General features: G+C 57.6%; 21 protein-coding genes and 1 pseudogene. 6 read left to right on the top strand and 16 right to left on the bottom strand.

What is annotated here, in order from left to right:
- Nucleotides 1-919: 919 nt before the first annotated feature.
- Nucleotides 920-1,822 (bottom strand): LysR family transcriptional regulator, encoded by a 903-nt coding sequence (locus ACWKV9_RS22695; protein ID WP_483838343.1) that lies wholly within the window; start codon nt 1,820-1,822, stop codon nt 920-922.
- 142 nt (nt 1,823-1,964) lie between these two features.
- Here ACWKV9_RS22695 and ACWKV9_RS22690 point away from each other — a divergent pair, with 142 nt between their 5' ends.
- Complete coding sequence (locus ACWKV9_RS22690) at nt 1,965-2,162, top strand: tautomerase family protein (RefSeq protein ID WP_483838342.1); 198 nt, start codon at nt 1,965-1,967, stop codon at nt 2,160-2,162.
- 88 nt (nt 2,163-2,250) lie between these two features.
- The gene (locus tag ACWKV9_RS22685) at nt 2,251-2,604 is read left to right on the top strand and encodes a putative quinol monooxygenase (protein ID WP_483838341.1); all 354 of its coding nucleotides are present in this window, start codon (nt 2,251-2,253) and stop codon (nt 2,602-2,604) included.
- A gap of 90 nt (nt 2,605-2,694) precedes the next feature.
- Here the strand turns inward: ACWKV9_RS22685 and ACWKV9_RS22680 are convergent.
- From ACWKV9_RS22680 to ACWKV9_RS22655, 6 genes and pseudogenes are all read right to left on the bottom strand, one after another.
- A pseudogene (locus ACWKV9_RS22680) lies at nt 2,695-2,838 on the bottom strand (LysR family transcriptional regulator); the annotation flags it as partial.
- A 64-nt stretch (nt 2,839-2,902) separates the two neighbouring features.
- A complete protein-coding gene (locus ACWKV9_RS22675; protein ID WP_483838340.1) occupies nt 2,903-4,402 on the bottom strand; it encodes an FAD-dependent monooxygenase in 1,500 nt (499 codons plus the stop codon).
- An 88-nt stretch (nt 4,403-4,490) separates the two neighbouring features.
- Nucleotides 4,491-5,900, bottom strand: a complete 1,410-nt coding sequence (locus ACWKV9_RS22670) for an efflux transporter outer membrane subunit (RefSeq protein ID WP_483838339.1) — start codon at nt 5,898-5,900, stop codon at nt 4,491-4,493.
- A 1-nt stretch (nt 5,901) separates the two neighbouring features.
- Entirely contained in the window at nt 5,902-6,930 is a 1,029-nt protein-coding gene (locus tag ACWKV9_RS22665) for an HlyD family secretion protein (protein ID WP_483838338.1), read from the bottom strand.
- Nucleotides 6,927-8,471: an MFS transporter gene (locus tag ACWKV9_RS22660; RefSeq protein ID WP_483838348.1), complete on the bottom strand. Its 1,545-nt coding sequence runs from the start codon at nt 8,469-8,471 to the stop codon at nt 6,927-6,929. The genes ACWKV9_RS22665 and ACWKV9_RS22660 overlap by 4 nt, the downstream gene beginning before the upstream one ends.
- Before the next feature lie 768 nt (nt 8,472-9,239).
- Complete coding sequence (locus ACWKV9_RS22655) at nt 9,240-9,989, bottom strand: glucose 1-dehydrogenase (RefSeq protein WP_483838337.1); 750 nt, start codon at nt 9,987-9,989, stop codon at nt 9,240-9,242.
- Nucleotides 9,990-10,181: 192 nt separating this feature from the next.
- Between ACWKV9_RS22655 and ACWKV9_RS22650 the strand changes: the two genes are divergently transcribed.
- Nucleotides 10,182-11,060, top strand: coding sequence for an AraC family transcriptional regulator (locus tag ACWKV9_RS22650; RefSeq protein WP_483838336.1), 879 nt, complete (start codon nt 10,182-10,184; stop codon nt 11,058-11,060).
- A 30-nt stretch (nt 11,061-11,090) separates the two neighbouring features.
- On the opposite strand, the gene ACWKV9_RS22645 is transcribed toward ACWKV9_RS22650, so the two are convergent.
- Together ACWKV9_RS22645 and ACWKV9_RS22640 are read right to left on the bottom strand one after the other, a co-directional pair.
- Entirely contained in the window at nt 11,091-12,068 is a 978-nt protein-coding gene (locus ACWKV9_RS22645; protein WP_483838335.1) for a saccharopine dehydrogenase family protein, read from the bottom strand.
- Between the two features lie 69 nt (nt 12,069-12,137).
- Complete coding sequence (locus tag ACWKV9_RS22640; protein WP_483838334.1) at nt 12,138-12,881, bottom strand: SDR family NAD(P)-dependent oxidoreductase; 744 nt, start codon at nt 12,879-12,881, stop codon at nt 12,138-12,140.
- A gap of 138 nt (nt 12,882-13,019) precedes the next feature.
- Between ACWKV9_RS22640 and ACWKV9_RS22635 the strand changes: the two genes are divergently transcribed.
- On the top strand, nt 13,020-13,916 hold the full coding sequence (locus ACWKV9_RS22635; RefSeq protein WP_483838333.1) for an AraC family transcriptional regulator: 897 nt from the start codon (nt 13,020-13,022) through the stop codon (nt 13,914-13,916).
- Nucleotides 13,917-14,163: 247 nt separating this feature from the next.
- A complete protein-coding gene (locus ACWKV9_RS22630; RefSeq protein ID WP_483838332.1) occupies nt 14,164-15,321 on the top strand; it encodes an HPP family protein in 1,158 nt (385 codons plus the stop codon).
- 62 nt (nt 15,322-15,383) lie between these two features.
- Here ACWKV9_RS22630 and ACWKV9_RS22625 read toward each other — a convergent pair whose 3' ends face one another.
- The 7 genes from ACWKV9_RS22625 to ACWKV9_RS22595 form a co-directional block, all read right to left on the bottom strand.
- Nucleotides 15,384-16,307, bottom strand: coding sequence for a LysR family transcriptional regulator (locus ACWKV9_RS22625; RefSeq protein ID WP_483838331.1), 924 nt, complete (start codon nt 16,305-16,307; stop codon nt 15,384-15,386).
- A gap of 81 nt (nt 16,308-16,388) precedes the next feature.
- Complete coding sequence (locus ACWKV9_RS22620) at nt 16,389-17,282, bottom strand: dienelactone hydrolase family protein (RefSeq protein WP_483838330.1); 894 nt, start codon at nt 17,280-17,282, stop codon at nt 16,389-16,391.
- A 22-nt stretch (nt 17,283-17,304) separates the two neighbouring features.
- Nucleotides 17,305-17,982: an RraA family protein gene (locus ACWKV9_RS22615; protein WP_483838347.1), complete on the bottom strand. Its 678-nt coding sequence runs from the start codon at nt 17,980-17,982 to the stop codon at nt 17,305-17,307.
- Nucleotides 17,983-18,017: 35 nt separating this feature from the next.
- Nucleotides 18,018-18,797: an amino acid ABC transporter ATP-binding protein gene (locus tag ACWKV9_RS22610; RefSeq protein WP_483838329.1), complete on the bottom strand. Its 780-nt coding sequence runs from the start codon at nt 18,795-18,797 to the stop codon at nt 18,018-18,020.
- Nucleotides 18,794-19,471 (bottom strand): amino acid ABC transporter permease, encoded by a 678-nt coding sequence (locus ACWKV9_RS22605; protein WP_483838328.1) that lies wholly within the window; start codon nt 19,469-19,471, stop codon nt 18,794-18,796. The genes ACWKV9_RS22610 and ACWKV9_RS22605 overlap by 4 nt, the downstream gene beginning before the upstream one ends.
- A 10-nt stretch (nt 19,472-19,481) precedes the next feature.
- Entirely contained in the window at nt 19,482-20,129 is a 648-nt protein-coding gene (locus ACWKV9_RS22600; protein WP_483838327.1) for an amino acid ABC transporter permease, read from the bottom strand.
- Between the two features lie 24 nt (nt 20,130-20,153).
- Nucleotides 20,154-21,005, bottom strand: a complete 852-nt coding sequence (locus tag ACWKV9_RS22595; RefSeq protein WP_483838326.1) for a transporter substrate-binding domain-containing protein — start codon at nt 21,003-21,005, stop codon at nt 20,154-20,156.
- 268 nt (nt 21,006-21,273) lie between these two features.
- Here ACWKV9_RS22595 and hutC point away from each other — a divergent pair, with 268 nt between their 5' ends.
- Nucleotides 21,274-21,993, top strand: coding sequence for a histidine utilization transcriptional repressor HutC (gene hutC, locus ACWKV9_RS22590; RefSeq protein ID WP_483838325.1), 720 nt, complete (start codon nt 21,274-21,276; stop codon nt 21,991-21,993).
- Nucleotides 21,994-22,201: the final 208 nt, after the last annotated feature.

Raw genomic sequence — 22,201 nt, 5'->3', positions numbered from 1 at the left:
AATACGGTGTATCAGTTGAAACCGGGACGTTGGGTTTGGGGCCGCTGCACGGCCCATCGCTGGCGTCGTAACCTCCTCGGTCTCCTACGGGATGCGCATCGCCGCTGAAATTCAGTTCTGACGCGATATCTGTAGGAGCGCGCTTGCCCGCGATATAGGCCCATACATCCGACGCATCTTCAGCGCCTGAAAAATCGCTTTCGCGGGCAGGCGCGCTCCTACAGTGGGTCTGGGACGTTACTGAAATAGAGGTCTGACACAGATCCCGTGGACGCAGCGCACAACGCACCGCTTTTGATTCTGGGCGAAGCCCGTAGGAGTCCGGCTTGCCGACGATCTGGCGCGCAGCGGCACCAAAACCGGGAAATACGGTGTATCAGTTGAAACCGGGACGTTGGGTTTGGGGCCGCTGCACGGCCCATCGCTGGCGTCGTAACCTCCTTGGTCTCCTACGGGATGCGCAGCGCCGCCGAAATTACGGTTTGACGCGATGTCTGTAGGAGCGCGCTTGCCCGCGATATAGGCCGGTACATCCGACGCATCTTCAGCGCCTTGCATATTGCTTTCGCGGGCAAGCGCGCTCCTACAGTGGGTCTGGGGCGTTACTGAAATAGAGGGCTGACGCAAATCCCGTGGGAGCGGACTTGTCCGCGAAGGCGATTGATAGCGCGGCATAGATGTGTCGGATGTACCGGCACTTCCGCGGACAGGTCCGCTCCCACACAGCTGCGTGCCACGACTTTTGTGACGGTTTTTTTGGTTGAACCGTGGCTCTGGAATGAAGCCAATATCAATTCCGTCGATGGTTTCTTTGCCTGTCTCTGGAGTACTACTGGCAGCAGCGCACATTTTCTTTGGAGATGCCTGCAGAGCCCGTCATGAACGAGAAGCGCATACCAATCAGCTCAAGGTTCTGACCTCATTGCCAGTGCGCAAATAATCTAACCAGCTCATCGACTACGAACCGGACTTTTGGCCGCAAATGCGAAACCTTCGGCCATACCGCATGCACATCAACCGGCTCTGGTTCGTAGTCGCTTAATACCTCAACCAACCTCCCCGCCTCGATGTCATCCTTAAACAGGCAGCGTGGCATCTGACACAGGCCCACGCCCGCCAGGGCCGCGAGAATCATCGCTTCTCCATCACCTATCTGATGGGTGGAGGACGGTGAATAACGGACCGTTTCCTGACCCTGTCTGACCCTCCAGGAAAGCGGCTGGCCCCGTCGATAGCCGACAATGCAACGATGACGGTCCAGCTCCTCCAGGCTGCCGGGTACGCCGAAGCGATTCAGATAATCCGGCGCCGCACAAATCACCCAGCGCTGTCGTGCCAGACGTCGTGCCACCAGGCCGCCGGTATCTTTGACTTCTCCGAAGCGAACCAGCAGGTCCACGCCCTCTTCGATTGGATCGACCAAATGGTCGGAGAAGGTCATGTTTAGCCGTAGCGCCGGATATCTGTTGGCAATTTCAAACAGCATTGGCGCAATAACCCGGCGCCCGAATGCCACCGGAATGTCCACGCGCAGTTGCCCGGAAGGCTCGCGGGTCCCCGGCCCCAGCCCGCTTTCAGCAGCACCGATTTCCTCAAGTGCGTTTGAGCATGCAAGGAAATAGGCATCACCATCAGCGGTGAGTGAGATGCGACGGGTTGTTCGATGAAACAGCTGCACGCCCAATCGTTCTTCCAGGCGGGCGATGGACTTGCCGACAGCAGATTTCGATATGCCCAGTCGTGCTGCCGCCTCGGTGAAGCTGCTTGAACGTGCGGCCATAACAAACGTGACGACGCCCTGAAACGAATCGATCGGAATCATGAATTCCTGCCACTGTAGACATTATGTCTACCCACTTTATAGTTTTAGGCCGTTTATCACTAGCCCTGTCTACATTAGCATGGGTCATCTCGCGGCCTGGCAGATTCAGGCTTGGCTTTGGATATCCCAAAAGGAAAACATCATGCCCGTAGTACGCGTTAGCTGGTTCGAAGGAAAGGAGCACGGTCAGAAAGCAACTGTGGCCGCTGAAATCACTGAAAGCATTGTGAAAAACACCGGCACCCCAGCCGAGTACATCTACGTTATTTTCGAAGACGTAGCGCCATCCGACTGGGCAGGTGCTGGCGAGTTGTTTGGTGAGGCGCCCGAAAAGCCCTGATCCAGCGCTGCGCTCTGAATGCATCGGCCTAGTGAGCGATGCATCCTCTCCCGACGTTTCATAACGTCCACGAAGGAAAATATCCCCCATGCATCCACATATTTCCTGCCTGTTTTCTCTGGCGATCAAACCCGGCGATTTCCCTGAGTTCAAGGCGCTGATCGCGCAGATCGTTGCCGCGACCCAACAAGAGCCGGGCACTTTGGTTTACGAGTACAGCGTCAACGAAGACCAAAGCGTTGCGCACATTCTGGAGCGCTACAACGTGGAGTCCGTGGTCAGCCACGTTGACAATACTTTCGCGCCATTCGGCGAACGCTTTCTTGAGTTGTGCAGCATCACCAGCCTGGTCGTATACGGCACCCCCGACGCCGAGATCCGCAAACGTCTGGATCCGTTCGGCGCGGTTTACATGACTCCGTTCGACGGCTTCAGCCGCTGAGTATTGCTGAACTCACACACGACGCCGCGCACGGGCACGGGCACGGGCACCACGACACGGTGTTGCCCATCATTTGCCCGGTAGCAGCGTTTATTCAGGCCAGCGCCAGCTCGGGTTGGAAAGATGCTCTACAAAGAAATCCGACAACGCCTTGATCTTTACCGGGCGGGTGCGTGCCGAAGGCGTCACGAAATAGAGACCACCGCGCACCATGCTCCACTCAGGTTTCACGCGCTCTTTGCACTCGCCTTTTTTGGCGAGCGCAAAGAGAACGTTTTATCCAGCGCGAAGCAGCGTGTTACACCAGCTTCAGGTCATTACGCTGGAGAAATTCCGACAGCACGCTGCAGTCCTGATGCTCCATGGGCAGTGCGATGTGGCTGTCAGGTCGGACAAGATAGGCCGCTTTCTCTTTGACACCATTGCTTTTGGCCAGCGATGACATAGGCAACTCGAGGACCGGCAAGCCCAGGCGATCAGCCTCACGCTTAAAGTCCGGGTTCGTTTCGCCAAATATCTGCAAGTGCCACTTCAGCGACGACGGATGGCCGAAGTTGTCACCCGTCCAGGGCATGCGATCACCGCCGTGAAGATCGCCAACATGGCCTTCACTGATGGCGCTGTCCCGGTACTTGATTCTGGTCTGCGAGAGGGTCTGGAAAAGCGACTTGCGGAACGTATCGAAGTGGCTGAGCAACGGGGCCAGATGGGGCAACATCCAGTTGCGCAGAAACTTGCTGCGCCAGCCCTCCCCGACCATGCCTTCGAAAGCCTTATCTGTGGTCTCCACCAACTTGCGGGCGAAGGCGATGCGCTCGGTTTCGTAGGTGTCGAGCAACGATTCACTCGCCCGCCCTTGAATGACATCCGCCAGTTTCCATGCCAGGTTGACTGCATCGCCTATGCCAGTGTTCATGCCCTGGCCGCCAGCCGGGCTGTGCAGGTGCCCCGCATCACCCAGCAAGAACGCGCGACCTACATGAAAGTGCTCAGCAACCCGGTGGTGAACGCGGTAGGTCGACAGCCAGTTGGCCTTACCGACCTTGACACCCAGCATCGCTTCGGCGCCAGGGCGCAGGTCTTCGAAAGTCAGCCCTTCATGCCCATCTAGCTCGGGTGGGACGATGCCAATCAAACGCTGCATGCCGCTGCTGCGCACAGGCGCCATCAACACCATGTTGTGCTTGCCGGCATGCAGGTAAACGTTGGTACTTGCCGGCCCCTCCAGCGCAACATCGGCCACGTAGAAAAGTTGGTTGTAGGTACCGCCCGGAAAACCCACCTGCAGTTGTTTGCGCACCACACTGCGGGCGCCTTCGCATCCACACAGATAACGGGCCTGGCAACGCTCTTCTACGCCGCCCCGGTTTAGGGTGATATCGACTCCATCCGGGTGTTGTTCGAAACGCTCAAGCGCAACGCCCCATTCCACTTCAACGCCCAGTTTTTTGAGCTGTTCCACCAGAAAGTGCTCGTGGTCATCCTGCGGAAAGGACAACACGAACGGATACGGCGTGATGTCCTTGCCAGCGTCTCCCCAGGAAAGGCTAGCGATATCGCGCCCCTCCTCGCTGTAATGAATGCTGTCGATGCGGATACCGCGCTCGATCAAGTCATCAGCGAGCCCGAGTTGCTGGTAGAACTCCATGGTTCGAGCCTGGACGACCATTGCCCGTGACGCTTGGCCCGGGCCGCTGCTCGCCTCGATGATACGAAAGCGAACGCCCATGCGTGCCAGACGCAATGCCAGTGTCAAACCGGTGGGGCCGGCTCCTGCAATTAAGATATCGGTGTTCATGGGATTCCAAAGTTATGTCGGTTGATTGGATGACGAATGGGTCAATCGAAATTCCTTTAGCTGTTTCTTTTTCCATGTGTCGCCAGAGTCAGGGCGTCGGCCAGCCGCCGCCCAAAGCCCGGTAAAGATGTACGCGGTCGATCGCGGCCTCTGTGGCGCTGTCCACAAGTTCGCTTTGCGTCGCGAGCAAAGCCCGTTGCACCGCCAGCACATTGATGAAGTCAGTGGCGCCCTGGTTGTAGCGGTCGCGGGCCGTGGCGAGTGCATCACTGTTGTGCTGCACCGCCTGCTGCAGCGCGGCGTGATGCCTTTTCTCGGCGGCGTAATCAGTCATCGCATTGTCGATTTCATGCCAGGCGCCCAATACCACCCGCTGATATTCCAGGGCGGCCTGTTGCTCCTGACGCTTTCGCAACTCAAGCGTCCCGGTCAAACGCCCGCCCTGAAAAATCGGCAGATAGAGGCTTGGCCCATAGGACCATTGCCGCGAATTCCAGGCACCGATATCAGACCCGCTCAACGCTTGGGACCCGATGCTTGCGCCCAGGCTGATGCGTGGGTAAAAGTCCGCCTGCGCTACGCCAATTTCGGCCGTTGCTCGATGCAGTGCAGCTTCGCTTTGCTGGATATCCGGTCGACGCTGGGCAAGTTCAGACGGCAGTCCGAGTGGCACGTCGGGGGCCGGATGCGGAATGGCTTTTACCTCGATCAATTCTGCACTGAGCGCGCGTGGTGGATCCCCCAGCAGAAAGCTGAGCGCGTTCACCAGGCTGTCTTGCTGCGCCTGCAACACAGGAAGCGTTGCTTCGATGGTGGAGACCTGCGCAGCGGCGTTAGAGGTGTCCAGATTAGTGGTCACGCCGTTGTCAAAACGAACCTGGGTCAGGTCGGCGCTTTGCCGGGCGATCTCAAGATTCTGCCGTGCGACAGCCAGCCGTGCCTGGACCCCACGCAAGCGAATGTAGTCGGTAGCTGTTTCAGCCGCGATGCTCAGCAACACGCCATCGCGCTGTGCCGACGTGAGCTGAATATCGGCATCGGCAGCTTCCACGCTCCTGCTCACGCGCCCCCAAAGGTCAATTTCCCAACTGGCGTCCAAGGTTGCAGTCCAGACTTCATAGGGCGACTGACCATTGCGATTGGAGGGGTCCAACAGTCCATTCTGGCTACTTCGATCACGCTGATAACTACCTCCGGTGCTGACACCTGGGTATTGCTCGCTTCCCGTGACCTGACGCAGAACGCGGCTCTGAGATAGACGACTGCTCGCGATGCGCACGTCCAGATTGGCCTTCGCTGCGCGGCTCACCAGGAAAGTCAGTTGCTCATCGCCCAGTTGCTGCCACCAAAGGCTATCTACTACCCCGCCGGGCGAGGTTTCAGAACCCGGAACGATGACCCAGCTATCGGGTAGCTGCGGCTTGGGTTTGTAAAAGTCAGGACCCACCGAGCACGCTTGAAGACCGAAAAATGTCAGAAACAGCCATGCGCGCTTCATGTCATTGCTCCTGAGCGGTATCGATACTGACCACCACCGACATGCCGACGCGCAAACGATCAAGGTCCTGCTGATTGGCATCAAAGACGATTTTCACCGGGATGCGCTGGGTCACTTTGGTGAAGTTTCCGGTGGCGTTGTCCGGGGCTATTTCTGAAAAGGAGACTCCGCTGGCTGGGGCCACACTGGAAACATGCCCCTTGAAGTTGTGCCCGGTAACGCCATCGACACGGATATCGACCTGTTGGTTTTGCCGCATGTGCGCCAGTTGCGTCTCGCGAAAATTAGCGACGACGTAGGACTCAGCCAGGGGCACGACAGCCAGAAGTGGTTGCCCTTGGGACACATAGGCCCCGACACGCACCGAGCGCTGTCCGACCATGCCAGCCTGCGGCGCCGAGATTTTGGTATACGAGAGATTCAGATCCGCCTGGCGCAACGCCGCCTGATCGCGGGCCAGCGTTGCCTTGGCAACCTCAAGTTGTGCTTTGAGTACGTCGAGGGTTTTCACTGCGGCGACGCGCGAAGCTTCGTCGCGGTCGCGTGTGGCCTGAAGCCGTTGCAGATCAGCGTCTGCCTTTTGTCGCTCCTGTTGGGTCCCTGCTCCAGAGTTGGAGAGGTTCAAATAGCGCTGCGCGTTGTACTGGGCAAATCTGATCAACGCAGCGGTGGATCGAGTGGTGGCAGCAGCCTGATCGATTACCGCTGCTTGACGTTCAATGCCCGCTGCCAGATTTTTTACTTCGGCTTCGGCGCCCTTGACCCCGGCTGAGGCTGAGTCTCTGGCGACCACAAAATCACGATCATCCAGCTCCACCAACGGCTGCCCGATTGCTACCGGCTGATCATCCTCAACCAACACCTTCGCTACCTGGCCTGACACCCTCGAGGAGACGAACACCGAATCCGCACGTATGTAAGCGTCGTCTGTGGTCTGCACCGAGTCACCGCTCAACAGGCGATAGATGCCGTAAACAACGCACAGCAGCACTGCGGCGGCAACGAGGGAAATAGCGGTTCTATGTTTCATGGCGTTACCGGAGGTTGCGGTGGATAGGCGCGTATCGGGAGGGTCAACAAGATTGCGAACAGCACGGCGATTACCAGTAACAGCGCCAGGAAGGCGTCGGAAAAGCTCAGCACAAAGGCCTGCGCTCTGACACGCTCGGCGAGCTCCGCCATCGGCCCCGCGCTCAGGCTTTGCGCCAGGGTGTGCCAGCGGGAGCCCAGGCCGTCGAGCAGTACGTTGGAATGAAAATGCTCGCGATGGGTGATGAAGTTTTCGACGGCAGAGCCTGCGCACACGGCCGCCAGCCCCCGCAAGGCATTGACCATCGCCGAGGCAAACGGGCCTTCCATCGGCGCGATGACACCTGTGGCGTTCATCAGCAAGGGCACGACCACCATTGGCTGGCCTATGGCGTGCAGGGCCTGCAACAGATAGAAGTCTTCGCGTATCCACTCACCGGTGATGAACGAGCCGCCGATGCACGCCACCGTTAAAAGGCCAAGACCTGCACCAAGCACAAAGCGTGAATCCAGCCAGCGCCGGTTGATGGCGAACGCCACCAGCGGTGCGAGCAGTAATTGCGGCAATGCAATCAACAGGGCAATAGGCATCACTTGCTGCGGCCGATAGTGTTGAATCTCGATCAGGTAGGCCGCAGGGATAGCGCCTCCTGCGCTGGCAACGATGACAAATAGACAAAGGGTCGCAAGACCGAAGGCAAAATTGCGTCGCTTGAGTAGCTGCAACTTGAACAGCGGTAACGGGTGATACCACTCGTTAAGCAGGAACAGTGGCAGACAAATCGCTGCCCCCGACAACATCGCCACAATGAGCGGCGATGCCAGCCAGTCCAGCCGTTCGCCCTGGGTCAGCGCGATCACCAGCATGGAGATCCACCCCACCCCAAGTGCGCCGCCGAGCCAGTCGGCTTGCTTGAATCGCTCCAGACGCACGGGGTCTTGTGGCAGACCGTAAGCAATCAAAGCGGCGCCCAAAAAACCTGTAGGGACGATCTGCCAAAACACTAACTTCCAGTCACTTTGTTCCGTCCATAGCGCGGCTAACGGCATCGCCAGATTAGGTCCGAACGTCGCTGTCAGCGCGTAAGCCGATAGCCCGTAAAGCTTGATGTTCCAAGGCAGGAAACGCAAAGCGACGGTCATCAACAGCGGCGGCAACGCGCCCCCGGCAAGGCCCTGCATCACCCGAAGTACCAGCAGCGTTTGAAGATTGGGTGAGAGCGGAATAATGATGCCGAGCAGTGTGAACGCAACCGTGACAGCGATCGCGAAACGGCGGATTGAGTAGGTAATCGCCAACCAGGGCGCTATCAGCATGGCAGACACTTGCGCGGCAGCGTACGCGGTGCTCACCCAAGTACCTTCATCATGGCCAAGACCAAAGGCGCCGAGACTGTCGATCAACGTTATTTCGGTGACACGGTCATTGATGCCGCAAGTGAGTGCAGCAATCAGGACCCCAAACAGCCCCACGGCCAAGCGGCCATCAAATGAGGCGGAACCAGATGCAGCGACAGGCGCAGATGTCGGGGATGACACTATTTAACTCTCAGAACAAAACCAGAAGAAACAGGAAACCGGTAGTCCACTGACACGCCACAGGCGGACGGTAAGTGAAGTGCCGATTCAGTTAAGTGCGGCTGCGCTTTATAACTTGTCTATAACCTTGAGCGATAAGAACTTCTACAAGCGTCAGGTCCGGGCACTACGCTAGTTGACGGACCGACGACATCGGACTCAGTGGAGAGATTGAGCAGCAGACAAAACGCCACCAATAGCCGATCGATACGGGCATAACGCAAAGCTTCATAGCGGCGTTTGAGCGTCTCCCGACAGGCCTCCATCCTAAGGGATCGATGCCAATGAACAGATAACCAATTCCCGAATAATTTTGTAGACCAATGGGATTGATTCAGTAAATCCAGGATAAGTGCAGGCGTACCTTTAACTTAGCGCGATAGCACATAAGTCCGGCGATCAGGATTAATGCCATGCCGGTTAGTTAATAAGGCAGCATGGAAAGATCAGGTGATTGGGATTATTGACGACGATGTAAATAGTAAGATAACCCGAACATTAAGACTTCAAAGAGTGGGCGGGCGCAACGTGCTTGGGCAAGTCAAAAAAAGACGTGATCATCCGCTTGGCGAATAACCGATATTCGCAATACAGCGTCGACTCAGAACCATACCGGCATTGGCCGCTAGTCGTCATGAGGTAGAACCAGGGATGGTTGGAGCCGTTGGCTGACCGCAGGATGCCCCGTTCGTCATGGCAACGGGGCATGTGCTTTAGGTTAATTCAGCAGTCTCAGTAACCGACACCGCGAACGCCGCCTGAAGCCCGGATGGATTCGCCTGTCACCCAGTGCGAATCTTGCGATGCCAGAAACACAGCCAATGGTGCGATATCTTCTGGCTCACCGAAGCGGCCAAGCGGCGTTCCGGCGAGAATCTTTTCGCCTAACTCGCCCGCAAAATGCCCGTCAGTAGCCGGAGTGTTGGTGTGCCCTGGCAGGATCGAGTTGACTCGAATGCCACGAGGACCCAGCTCCCTGGCAAGTGCGAAGGTCAAAGTATCGACCGCACCTTTGGTCGCTGAGTAGACACTCGAAGCCAAGTAAGGATCGGTGCTAAGGATCGAGCTGATATTAATGATGCTGCCTGTCGAGCCCAGCAGCTTGACCGCCTCACGTACTGCCAGAAGGTAGCCCAGCACATTCAGATTGAATTGCTTGTGGAAGGCTTCCTCGGTCAGGTCATCTATCATCTGGAACACCGCGACACCGGCATTATTAACCAGCACATCCAGGGTGCCGAATTGGGCACGGACCGTTTCAAACAGGCGCACGACTTCAGCTGCCTGGCTCATGTCTGCCTGTACCGCAAAGGCAGAACCTCCGTGCTTTTTGATCTGGGCAACGACTGCGTCCGCATCAACCTTGCTGGAGGCGTAATTAACGATCACTGTTGCGCCCTCGACGCCGAATGCCTTGGCGATACCAGCGCCTATGCCTTTGGACGCGCCAGTGACAACCGCTATTTTCCCTTCGAGTTTCATAAGCTGACCTGTTGAAATTGCATGATATGAGGCTTAGTTGCAGTCGAGTCGTGAAAGACAGAAATACAACGAGCCGCGCGGCATAAGTATTCAACTATCGAACGATCAAGCGTTTGCCGGTTAATCGCACATCCTTGCCCATTCTTCTCAGCTGGATTGCTATGCGCCGGGATTTAGCTCACGGTGGCAGGTATGGAAAAATCACTGGAAGAACTGCGCAGCATCGTAATGCGCGCGCAAGATAAGTGGACCGATACGGGGTTGCCCCGTGTGACCATGGTCCGGGCAGAGGCCTGCGCTGATCAGGTTTATCAGCCGATGCTGCATTTGGTGCTTCAAGGCACCAAGTCCCTATCGATAGGCGAGGACGTTTCCAGCTACACGGCAGGCGTCTATTTTCTGGTGCCGGTCGATGTGCCCGCGACGGGCCAGGTTCACGCCGATGCCCTTTACAAGCCGTACCTTGCGGTCAGCCTGACGCTGGATCCCGATGTGATCGCTACGCTGCTGATGGACGAGGGCAAAACGCCAAGGGCGCCGCAGAACTCTTGTTTTGAGGGCGTACCTGCGCCGGATGAAATGATCGATGCCTGGCTACGCATGATGCGGCTCATGGATCGCCCCCATGAGGTTGCGATACTGGCGCCGATGATTGAGCGTGAGATTCTGTTCCGTGCATTGCAGGGGCCGCTGGGTGGCATTCTGCGTGACGTTGCGCGACCGGATGGCCGGATGACACAGATCCGTCGTGTCACCCAGTGGATTCGTGATCACTACACCGAGCCGTTTCGGGTAGAGCCGCTGGCATTCATGGCGGACATGAGCGTCGCCGCCTTCTACCGGCACTTCAAATCGGTGACGGCCATGACACCGATCCAGTACCAGAAGCGCCTGCGCTTGCTGAGGGCGCGATGGTTACTGCTATTCGACACGCTGGACGCGACGTCCATCGCCTACACAGTTGGCTATGAAAGCGCCTCACAATTCAACCGGGAATACGCGCGGCTGTTTGGCCTTCCTCCTGCGCGAGACGCGGCGAGATTCAAGTCTCCCCTTCCCGCCACAGGCTGACAGCCACCGTTCGAACAGCCATCAACGGTTTCAGACGTCCGTGATAAACGTCCCATCGATGCTCTCGGCAAATCCGTCACCGAATACCTTGGTGGGTGTCGCGAAACCCGATTGACGCTCACCCTCGAGTACTCGCCTGGCCGCTTCAATTGCAGCAAGCGGCGTGTAGGAATAGCCATTCACGGTTTCGATCACAGACCGCGCGATTGCTCCATCAACACCAATAACCTCAGCCACCGCTCGCGCCCGATGAGCATCTCTCTGTTCTTGGGTGGGGCCATCCGGCAACAGCGACAGATCGCCTTCTGGAAACGCCTCGCCCGAGATATGAACGAACATCGCGATGTTCGGGATGGCTGTCGAATGCCAGCCCGTCACCAGATCACCGAATGATAGCGGAACGCAAAGGACCGGGCCTTCACCGAAGTCAAAAAAACGTGGCGTGGCATCGGGGGTGGCGACCAGTTCGCCATCGATCCTCGCCAGTACCCCCGCACCGATGATTTCACTCACGCTTAGGGCTGAACCACGGGACATGGAGCCTGGGACCTGAAGCGCGATGCTCAGGGCAAAAGGCTCTTCGACGCGTTTGGCCACATGCACCGCCAGCGAGTCAGTCGGTACGACGTCCCAACCGACGCCTGGCAAGAGCATGACGTGATGGGACGCGGCTTCTGCGCCTAGCCGCTCAGCCAGCCTATAAACGTTGATCTCGGCGGTGATGTCTAGATAGTCAACCCCGGCCTTGATACACGCGCGCATCAACGGCTCTGCGGTGTACACGAAAGGTCCCGCAAAATTGAGCAAGACGGATATACCAGAAAGCGAGTCCTGCGCATGCGGGTCGGCGTCGAACACGCGAAACGGCACGTCCAACTGCGCAGCGAGTGCCGCCAGTCGCGTGTGATCGCGTCCGGCAATTTCGAAAGGCAGGCCAAGCGCTTTTGCCCGTTCAGCCGCCATGCGACCGGTATAGCCAGTGGCTCCGTAAATCAGAAGTGTGTTCATTGGACGTGCTGCCATTTTTTATAAACGAATTCGAGACTGTAGCCATCCTGATCCAGCATCGCGTAACCCTCAGATGTTGTAGCCGCCAGCCACTTCGATGGTTTGGGCATTGATCCAGCTACCGTCTTGCGACAGCAACATGGCAATCACCCGCGCGACATCCTCCGGCTCGCCCACTCTGCCCAGTGCCGTTTGCGCCGCCAGCATGGTCTCGAACTCATCGTTCAAGCCGCCGCCCAGTTCGGTACGAATCGCGCCGGGTGACACTGCGTTGGCCCGAATCCGTCGTTCGCCAAACTCTTTGGCCATGTAACGGGTAAGCACTTCGAGCCCTCCCTTGAACGCTGCGTAGGGCGCTACACCCGCCGTGGCAACGCGTGTGGTCGCGCTGGTCAGGTTAACGATGCTGGCGTTGTCCTCCAGCAGCGGCAGTAATGTTTGAGTGAGGAAAAACGGGCCTTTGAGATGCACATTGAACAAGCCGTCGAACTGCGCTTCGCTGACGGTGGCCAACGGATTGAACAGGCCGTAACCGGCATTGTTCACCAGTCCAAGCAATGTGGTGTCTCCCCAAACCTCGCGCAGGGTCAGTGCCACCGAATCTCGAAACGCCGGGAAGCTTGCGATATCAGACACATCTAGCTTGAGCGCGACGGCCTTGCCTCCTGCGTGCCCGATACGCTCAACGACTGAAGCAGCCGCCTCTGGATGATTGTTGTAGGTCAGGATGACGCCCATGCCCCGTTGAGCGATATGCTCGGCGGCACTGGCACCGATTCCGCGACTCCCACCCGTGATGACGATAACGCCCATGTGCTGTTCCTCTGTGGTTCAAATGTGTACCCAGAGTAGTGACCAGCCAAATCCGCAGCGCACCCGTTTCTACTCGAAGCATGCCCGTTTCTGCTTTTTACTTGCCGGGCACAGACGTCTGCCCTCAGCATGTGCGGCATGAACAATCAACTGAACGAACTCAGGTCGCTCGCGGCCCACGCTGAAAATCGTCGAACCGAAACCGGTATTGCACGAGTGGCCATGGTCAAGGGGAAAATCCCCGAGCATATGCTCGCGGCTGTCTACGACCCTATGATCAACGTGATTCTGCAAGGCAGCAAAAGCATGACCGTGGGTGACCGCACGCTGCGGTATGACCCTGCTACCTATTTCGTCATGTCTATAGATTTACCCGCTGTAGGTTCAGTCCACCCCGCCGAGTCTGGGGAACCCTACCTGGCGATCAGCTTGACACTGGACCCAGTGGTGCTGTCGACGCTGTTCGCAGACCTGCCCAAACCTGCCAGCCGCGTCGAGGCCCTCCCTGGGTTTTCAGTCGCATCCATGACCCCCGATCTCATGGATGCCTGGGTGCGGATGATGCGGCTGATGGGTGATCCGAATGCCATAGCAGCGTTGGCCCCGGTGTATGAGCGTGAAATCATTTTCCGCGTACTTCAGGGTCCCCATGGCTGGATGCTCCGGGAGATCGCTGCGCCCGATAGCGCGATGGCACGTGTGAATCTGGCGGTCCAGTGGATCCGGCGCGATTTTGCCCAGCCTATTGGCGTAGAGCGTCTGGCCGAGCGGGCCTCAATGAGCGTCTCCGCGTTTCACCGTCACTTCAAGGCCGTGACCAATCTGAGCCCGTTGCAGTATCAGAAACGTGTGCGCCTGCTCCACGCCAGGACATTGATGGTCGCGAACGCAAAGAGTGTCATGGCCGCTGCCTTTGAAGTTGGCTATGAAAGCGCGACTCAATTCAGCCGGGATTATTCGAAAGTATTTGGGCTCGCGCCTTCGCAGGACGCGAGCCGAATCATTAGCGATGCAAGGTCAACAGGAAGCAAGTGAGTGCGGCGTGGGGAAGTCCGTTGCTCCTTAGATGATCAGTCGGCCACTGGCGCCTGACAGGTCAGTGGCATATCAGAACGCTCGATGGGGTCACCTTTCAAACCACGTTAGAATCGGTAAAGTGTGTCAGCAAGTCAGCTGCGACAATGCACAACGCGTTGACAGCAGTCTGCGCCGACGGGTTTCCAGAGCAGAGCCGCGTCGGCGACACTCCCGATTATTGCCATGACTAACAGTTGAACCGAACATGCCTCCCTCTTCCAAACCGCCCGCCAACCGTTCTTTCGCCGCGCGCTTGCGCTCGCTGTGGCCTGCACCTTTAGCCATCGATAATCGGGAAAAATGGCGTGCCAGTTGCGGCGCGGCGTTGGGTGTCATGCTGGTCGCCACGGTTGCTTCACTGGGGCTGCACGGGGCATTCGCTATGGACCACAGCCTTCTTGCGATGGCGATCGTTGCGCCCATCGGTGCAAGTGCCGTGCTGGTTTTTGCATTGCCGTCCAGCCCTCTGGCGCAGCCGTGGTCGGTGGTAGGCGGCAATACGTTGTCGGCGCTGGTCGGCATTGCCTGTGCCAAGTGGATTCCGGATGCCACGCTCGCTGCCGGCGTGGCAGTAAGCCTGGCGATTGCAGTCATGCTGACGCTGCGCTGCCTGCATCCGCCCGGCGGCGCCGCAGCACTGCTAATGGTGGTTGCCGGCTGTGATCAGTTCACTTACGCATTGAGCCCGGTAATGATCGATTCACTCCTGCTGGTCACAGCAGGCGTGGTCTACAACAACCTCACTCGCCGCCCCTGGCCACATGTTCCGCAGCCAAGGGCTACTTCGGTTACCAGCCGGTTCAGCGCCGTCGATCTGGACGCTGCGCTTGCCCATTACAACCAGGTTCTGGACGTCAGTCGTGACGACCTTCAGGCGCTATTGGAGCGAGCGGAAGCTTCGGCTTATCAGCGAAAGATGGGCGAGATCCGCTGTGCGGACGTGATGAGTACGACGCCTGTCGTAGCACGCCAGGAAATGCCACTGCGCGAGGCTTGGGCATTGTTGCGTCGGCACAAGATCAAGGCGCTGCCTGTCGTCGACAGCCAGCGACACCTGTTAGGCATCGTGACGGTTGCAGATTTCATGAAACAGATCGATCTGGAGGCCCACGAGGGCGTGGGCTGGCACCTGCGCGCGTTGCTGCGACAAACCCGAAGCAAACCACCGGTTAGCGTCGTTGCACAGATCATGACTCGCACGGTCCGCGTCGCCAGTGCTGATCGCCTGTTGACCGAGTTGGTGCCGGTATTCTCGGAGAACGATCACCGTCATATCCCGATTATTGATGCCGAGCGACGACTGGTGGGCATCATCACCCAATCTGATCTGGTCAGGGCGCTGTATTCAGCCGTGCGGGCATAATCTGACATTTCATTAACCCGTCAGCCACGACGATGACACGCCTGCATGACTAGCTCATCGGCTCAGGTGTCTGCCCATTGGGCACGATATTGCAACAAGAAATCGACGAAAGCCCGGACACGCTGAGGTATGTATCGGCCATGGGGATATAAGAGCGTGTAAGGCCGGGAGCTTCCATTGTAGCGTTGGAGTACCTCCACCAGGCTCCCATTGGCTAGCTCGTTTTCGACGATAAACTTGTAAGTCTGAAATAGCCCTGCCCCATGTTTGGCTAGCGTAACGCCGCCTAAAACATCGTCCGAACAGCAATATCCCCCATCAGCGAAGATCTCGCGCACCTTGCCATCGACGTTGAATAACCATGAGATCCGCTTACCGCTGCTGGGCAACTCGAATTGAATGCACTCGTGAGCGCTTAAATCATCGAGGGTTTCTGGAATGCCTGCCCGGGCGAGGTATTCAGGTGTCGCCACTACCACCAGTTTCGCATCTTCAAGCAATCGGGCAATCATGGCCGAGTCTGGCTGGCTAAGTACTCGGATCGCCAAATCGTAGCCTTCAGCGACAAAATCAATATTCCGGTTCCCTATGTGGATATCCACGGTGACGTCCGGATAAAGCTCTCGAAACTTCGGCAGAAGGGGCAAGATCCGGTGATGGCCATAGGTAGTCGGCAGACTGATGCGAAGACTCCCCGATGGCTTGGTTTGTGAGCCCATGACCTCTTGTTGCGCTTCCATCAGCTGGGTCAGCGCTTGCCTGCACTGCTCGTAAAAAACCCGACCCGGTTCAGTCATGCGAATGCTACGCGTGGTTCGCACAAACAGTCGTGATCCCAGTCGCTCCTCAAGACGGAAAATTGATCGGCTCACTGCCGCAGGTGTGACGCCAGCAACATGAGCCGCTGCGGTGAAACTGCCGGTTTCCGAGGCAAGACAAAAGAGCTCAATGCTGCCGAGCTGAATGTCATCAAAGTGGCGACTCATAATTAATTACACCGGGTATCAGCTGTAGTCTTTGAACGCATATTTATCAGGTACGAGAACATAAATACACTCAAGATCACCTCAGCCCTTCAGCAGTAACTTGATCTTGTCGATCACCGCACGGGATGCGGAGGGGTTATAGGCGGCAGTGGTTCCCTTCACCACGCAGGCATCGGTGTAACTGAACGCCAGCCCGGTGTCCTGATTGATCAACACACCCAGAGGAGACTCGGAGATTCGACAGTTGCGGGTTGATTGATTGTCGTGCGCCACATAGGGCTCGGCAAAACCGTCCCAGTCGAACACATGGTGGGCCTCTGGATAAACCGTCAACTCCACGTCAGCCCCCGCAGCCTTCAGTCGCTCGACATAGCGCTCGCAGGGTTCAACGGCGTTGAAATCATCCAGTTCCCCATGAAAGATATGCACAGGTCGATCCACCAGTTGCTCATCGTTGTGGTAGCGGGTCGAGCAGTTGGGATACAAAGCAATGAACCTGCAGAACTGCACGCCAGGCTGCAAGTAATAGTCCTGAAAACGGCTCATCGCGGCGTATAACGCGCCCTGCCCGCCTCGTGAAAACCCCAGCAATGTCACTCGCTCTGCGTCGATAAGCGGATGCCCGGACAATGTTTCCAGTGCGCGATACGCGTCCATCGTCCCCGCCAGTCGGCCCAGCGCGCCCTGATCATCGGCCACTTTGTGCAGGCCGCGACCGCTCAAGCTGTCAACAACGAAGGTTGCCATTCCCCAGCTATTGAGGCGCAGGACCCACGCGTCGATATAAGCACTGTAGCCACCTGAACCGTGCAGCAAAATCACTACGGGCACTGGCTCGCCCGTCGCTTCGGGCAGCCGAAGCACCCCCGCAATGGTGGTCATGCCAAAGGCAACGCCACGCAGAAATTCGGTGTCGGTCAGCGTCTGGGTAGCGAACGGAATGACCTCTGTCCGGGCAATTGGCAAGGTGCTCAAGTCGGTTCTCGATTCAAAGAATTCATTGCTCGAACGAGCAACCCTGACGACGCAGGATGTCATCGATCCAGGTGCGATCCGACGTGCCGCTGACGATCTCTGCCATCAACTGCGCTTCGTCTTCGCCCTTTCTGGTGGCCGCCGCGTGAACTGCAGCGACGTCAGCAAACGGGACAGCAAGCACGCCATCAGCATCGCCACATACCAGATCCCCCGGGTTGATCACCATGCCGTTAATGGCAATCGGGACGTTCACCTCACCCGGCCCGTCCTTGTATGGCCCGCGATGAGTGACCCCCACCGCGAAGACCGGCATGGCGCCTTTGCTCAATTGATCGCTATCGCGGATCGCACCAAAGATCACCAGACCACCCAGTTTGCGTTGCACTGCGTGGGCTACCATCAACTCGCCAATGATGGCGTTGGTCAAATCACCACCGGCATCGACCACGACGATATCGCCGGGCTGGGCCATGTCCATGGCCTTATGCACCATCAGGTTATCGCCAGGTCGGGTCTTGACCGTCACAGCGGCTCCCACCATTCGTGGCCCTGTATAGAAAGGTCGAAGCGAGGTTCCACCAGCGCTCATGCGTGACATCGAGTCACTGAGCGTTGCCACGGGTAGCTCCCGAAACGCATCAACCCAGGCTTCATCGACACGACGGGCCCGCTCACAGACTTTAAATCCGATCATCAGGTATTCCTTCTTGTTGGCAGCGCAACGAGTTCGACCTAAAAGTCGTTTCGGGCGTGATAGGTTTTCAGGAACTTTTGCAAGCGCGGTTCGGTGCTTTGCTTAAGGACCTGTTGCGGATGGGCGAACTGCACGATGCGGCCGCCGTCCAGAAACGCGACCTTGTCCGCTGCCTTGGCGGCAAAGCCCATTTCGTGCGTCACCACCACCATGGTCATGCCTTCTGCTGCGAGATCGCGCATGACCTGCAACACCTCCCCCACTAACTCCGGGTCCAACGCGGAGGTCGGCTCATCGAACAGCATCAACGCCGGGTCCATGGACAGCGCGCGAGCAATCGCCACGCGTTGCTGCTGGCCACCCGAAAGGGCTGAGGGGTAGTTGCCAGCTTTGTGCTCAAGCCCGACCCGCTCCAGCATCTTTCGCGCTTTGGACAAGGCATCAGTGGCGTTCATGCGTTGCACGCGAAGCAGCGGTTCAGCAACGTTTTCCAGGGCTGTCATGTGTGGCCACAGGTTGAATTGCTGGAACACCATGCCAATGCCCTTGCGCATCTCGCGCAGCACCCCGGCATTCATCAGTCGACGCTTGCCGCCCTGATCCTCATAGCCGATCAGCTTTCCGTCCACGACGATGTCGCCGCTGTCATAGCTTTCCAGAAAGTTGATGCAGCGCAGCAGCGTGCTTTTTCCGGAGCCGCTAGGGCCAATCAGGCAAACAACCTCGGATCGGCCGACCACCAGGTTGATGTCCTTGAGCACTTCAAGATCCCCGAAGCACTTGCGCACGTTCGAAATGGTTACCAGTGCGTCGCTCATAAACCGCCCATACCTGTCGCTCCACGGAGCCTCAAATGCCTGTTGATGCGGCGTTCAGCGCGTTGTCCCAGGCGTGAAAAGATTTCGATCAGCAGCCAATAACCCAAGGCCAGCGCGAGGATCGACTCAAACGCTGCAAAGGTTTCGACTGCCATGTTCTGCACTGCAAATGTGAGGTCGCCCACGGTGATGATCGACAGCAGCGCCGTCTCTTTGCACACGTTGATGACCATGTTGATCAGCGAAGGCATTGCGGCCGTCAGGGCACCGGGCATGAGCACTCGGCGCACGATTGAAAGCGGTGACATCCCCAGACTGTTGGCCGCCTCGATCTGCCCCGCCGGAACGGCCTGAAAACCACCGCGAAAGATTTCCGCAAAATAAGCGCTGCCATGGATGATCAGCACCAGAATCCCCGCTGGTAAGGGATCGAGCAGTAATCCCACCGCAGGTCCGCCGTCGTAGACGATGAACAGCAGGACGATCAACGGTGTGCAGCGCATGGCTTCGATATAGCACTTGATCACGAGCCGCACCGGCGCCGCAGCCGAGCGTTGCACCAGTGCAATGACCAGCCCCAGAAGCACGCCGCCGATTGACGCGACGACCCAACATACCAGCGTGATCCACAACCCCTGACCGAGCGCCGGCAGGTAGGAAAGCAATGTGTTCATGTCCATGATTTCACCTGCGTGCCATCTTGCGTTCCAGGCGAGCGCCGCAATACGCCAGGAACAAATTGGTGACCAGGTAAAAAGCCCCCGCTGCCAGATAAAACTCCATAGGCCGTAACGTGCTGGCGGCGAAGGTCTGGCTCACACGTGTCACTTCGGCCAACCCCACCACCGAGACCAGCGATGACGCCTTGACCAGCAGGATCAGTTCGTTGGTCATTGCAGGGGTCGCCAGGCGCAGCATTTGCGGCAGCAGCAGTCGCCTGCCAATGCTGATCGGTGAGAAACCCAAGGCCACCCCAGCTTCGACCTGCCCTTTGGGGATGGCGGCCAGCGCACCGCGCAGCAACTCCGCCATGTAAGCACCACCCACCATGCCCAGTGCACAGATCGCCGCTGCAATGGGCGAAAGATCGATGCCTGCGTAAGGCAGGAAGTTATAGAAAACCAGCAACTGCACCAGCAGCGGCACACCCCGGAAATAGCTGATGTAGAGGGCGGCCACCCTCGATAGCGCCGGTATTGACGTCCACCGCATTGCGCAAATAGCCACCCCGATGACTGTTCCCACCACAGTACCCAGGACCGACACCAGCAACGTCAGGCCAAAGCCTTTGAGCAGGAACGGTAATGCGTTGATTACTACATCGAAATGCATCGGCCAGGCCTCCTTTGCCGCCCGTTAAAGCAACGGCTCTGGCATGACAGCTGGAAGCGCTTCGGTACGACCAAACCATTTCTTCTGGATCACATCCATACGGCCATCGGCCTTGATTTTCTGCAACGCGCCGGAGACCGCAGCGACGAAGCTGGCATCTTCAGGGTCCTTACGTGCGATGAAACCGTAATAGGTCGAGACCCCGAAAATCGGCAGGACAACTTCGAGCGCGTCTGGCCGTTGCAACGCGGCGTAGGAGACGTTCGGCAGAGATGTCGCGCCTGCGTCGAGACGACCGTTGGCGACGTCCGCGTAGATTTGGTTGAGATCGGCGTACTGACGAACCTGAATAGGCTTGGCCAACGTTGCCGAATAAGCCTCGACCTGCTGTTGTACATAACTGGCCTGCACCACACCTACTTTCTTGCCGCTCAGGTCGGCAGGCAGTTTGATATCGGCGTTGTCTTTTTTCTTGATGAACGCGTTACCGGAACCGGCAATCGGGCTGGTGAAGGCGTACTTCTGCGCCCGGGCTTTGGTGGCGTTGATCGGCGCACCGACGAAGTCGAATTTCTTCGCATCCAGGCCGCTCAATACGCTGGTCCAGGGCAGGTCCTGATAGACCATCTTGACGCCCAGCTCCTTGCCGACTTCGTCGAGCAGGTCCTTGTCGACCCCGGCATAGGCGCCGTTTTCCATGAAGTCAAAAGGCGGATAAGCCATTTGCGTGGCCACGACCAATGAGCCTTCAGCCTTGATTTTGGAGAGAGTGTCCGCTTGCGCTGCAGCGCTCGACAAAAGCACGGAGCTGAACAACGAGATGCCCAGCGCTACCGAGGGAACATGAGAAACGATACGGCCTACCAATCCAGTCATGGATCAATCCTTGCAGATAGATTAGGGCAGGTTCAGTAAGGTAAAGGCGTTCGCAGCTTCTGTGGCGGCGATGCGGAATAGCGTTTTGGAGCGACACAGCCTGTTCGGTGACAGGTCGACGGTGGTTTGAGACCACTCGGATGGCTGGTCGAGAACTCGTCTCGACGCCCCAGAATCTATCCACATCGAATAAATATGTCTATACCTATTCAGCAAATTTAATGCGTGCGAGAATCGCTCGAAGGACGAAAACGCAGAGGAGCTCTTCTTGACGACCCTACATCAGCGCATCTTCAACGACATTCAGGCAGCGATCCTGGAAGGGACCTGGCCCCCCGGTCACCGCATCCCGTTCGAGACCGAACTGAGCCAGCAATATCAGTGCTCGAGGATGACGGTGAGCAAGGCATTGTCGGCCTTGGCCGAGCGCGGAATGATCATCAGGCGGCGTCGCGCAGGTACGTTCGTCGCCACGCCGCTCAACCGCACGGTGATGGAAATTCAGGACATCGGCACCCAAGAGGCGCTTGCTAAACAGGCGCACACCTACACAATCCTGAGCAATACCGTGAGCGAGTTGACCGAAGAAGAAGCGCACACAGTGGGTGAATCAAGCGGGGCTCAAATCAAGCGAATCGATTGCCTGCACCGCGTTGATAACCTGCCCTATGCCCTTGAACACCGGATCATCATGCTCGACGTTGTGCCCCAGGCGCGGGATGAAAACTTCAACGCCCTGACGCCCGGACAATGGATGATCACGCAGATGCCGTGGTCCGAGGCCCGGCATGTGATCCAGGCATTGTCTGCCGATGCGACCACGGCACGCCTGCTTGAGACCAAACGCAATGCGGCCTGCCTGAAGCTCATCCGCCAAACGTTCCTCAATCAGAGCACCATCAATTACACGCAAATCATCTACGCAGGCGACCGCTATCAGTTCTCCGGCTCGTTCATTTCCGGGGGGCAGAGCACAGAAATCGAGTGATCAAATCCTCGATCGCGGCCTGACGATGCATCTCTACCGCCCAAACCACCGCCTTCGCGAACAGGTTCGCTCCCACATGGGATATGCCGCGCTGCTGATATTTCAGGCATCGCTTTTACCTAAGCACTACCCCGCTCAAATGCTGGTTTCGTGTTCCCTCTCGCGGTGTGAAGCTTCAAGCTCCACTCACTCAAGCACGCGAATGCGA

This window comes from Pseudomonas corni, assembly GCF_057128765.1.
Note: the sequence above shows the minus strand (reverse complement) of the source record. Positions and strands in the feature narration are given on the sequence as shown.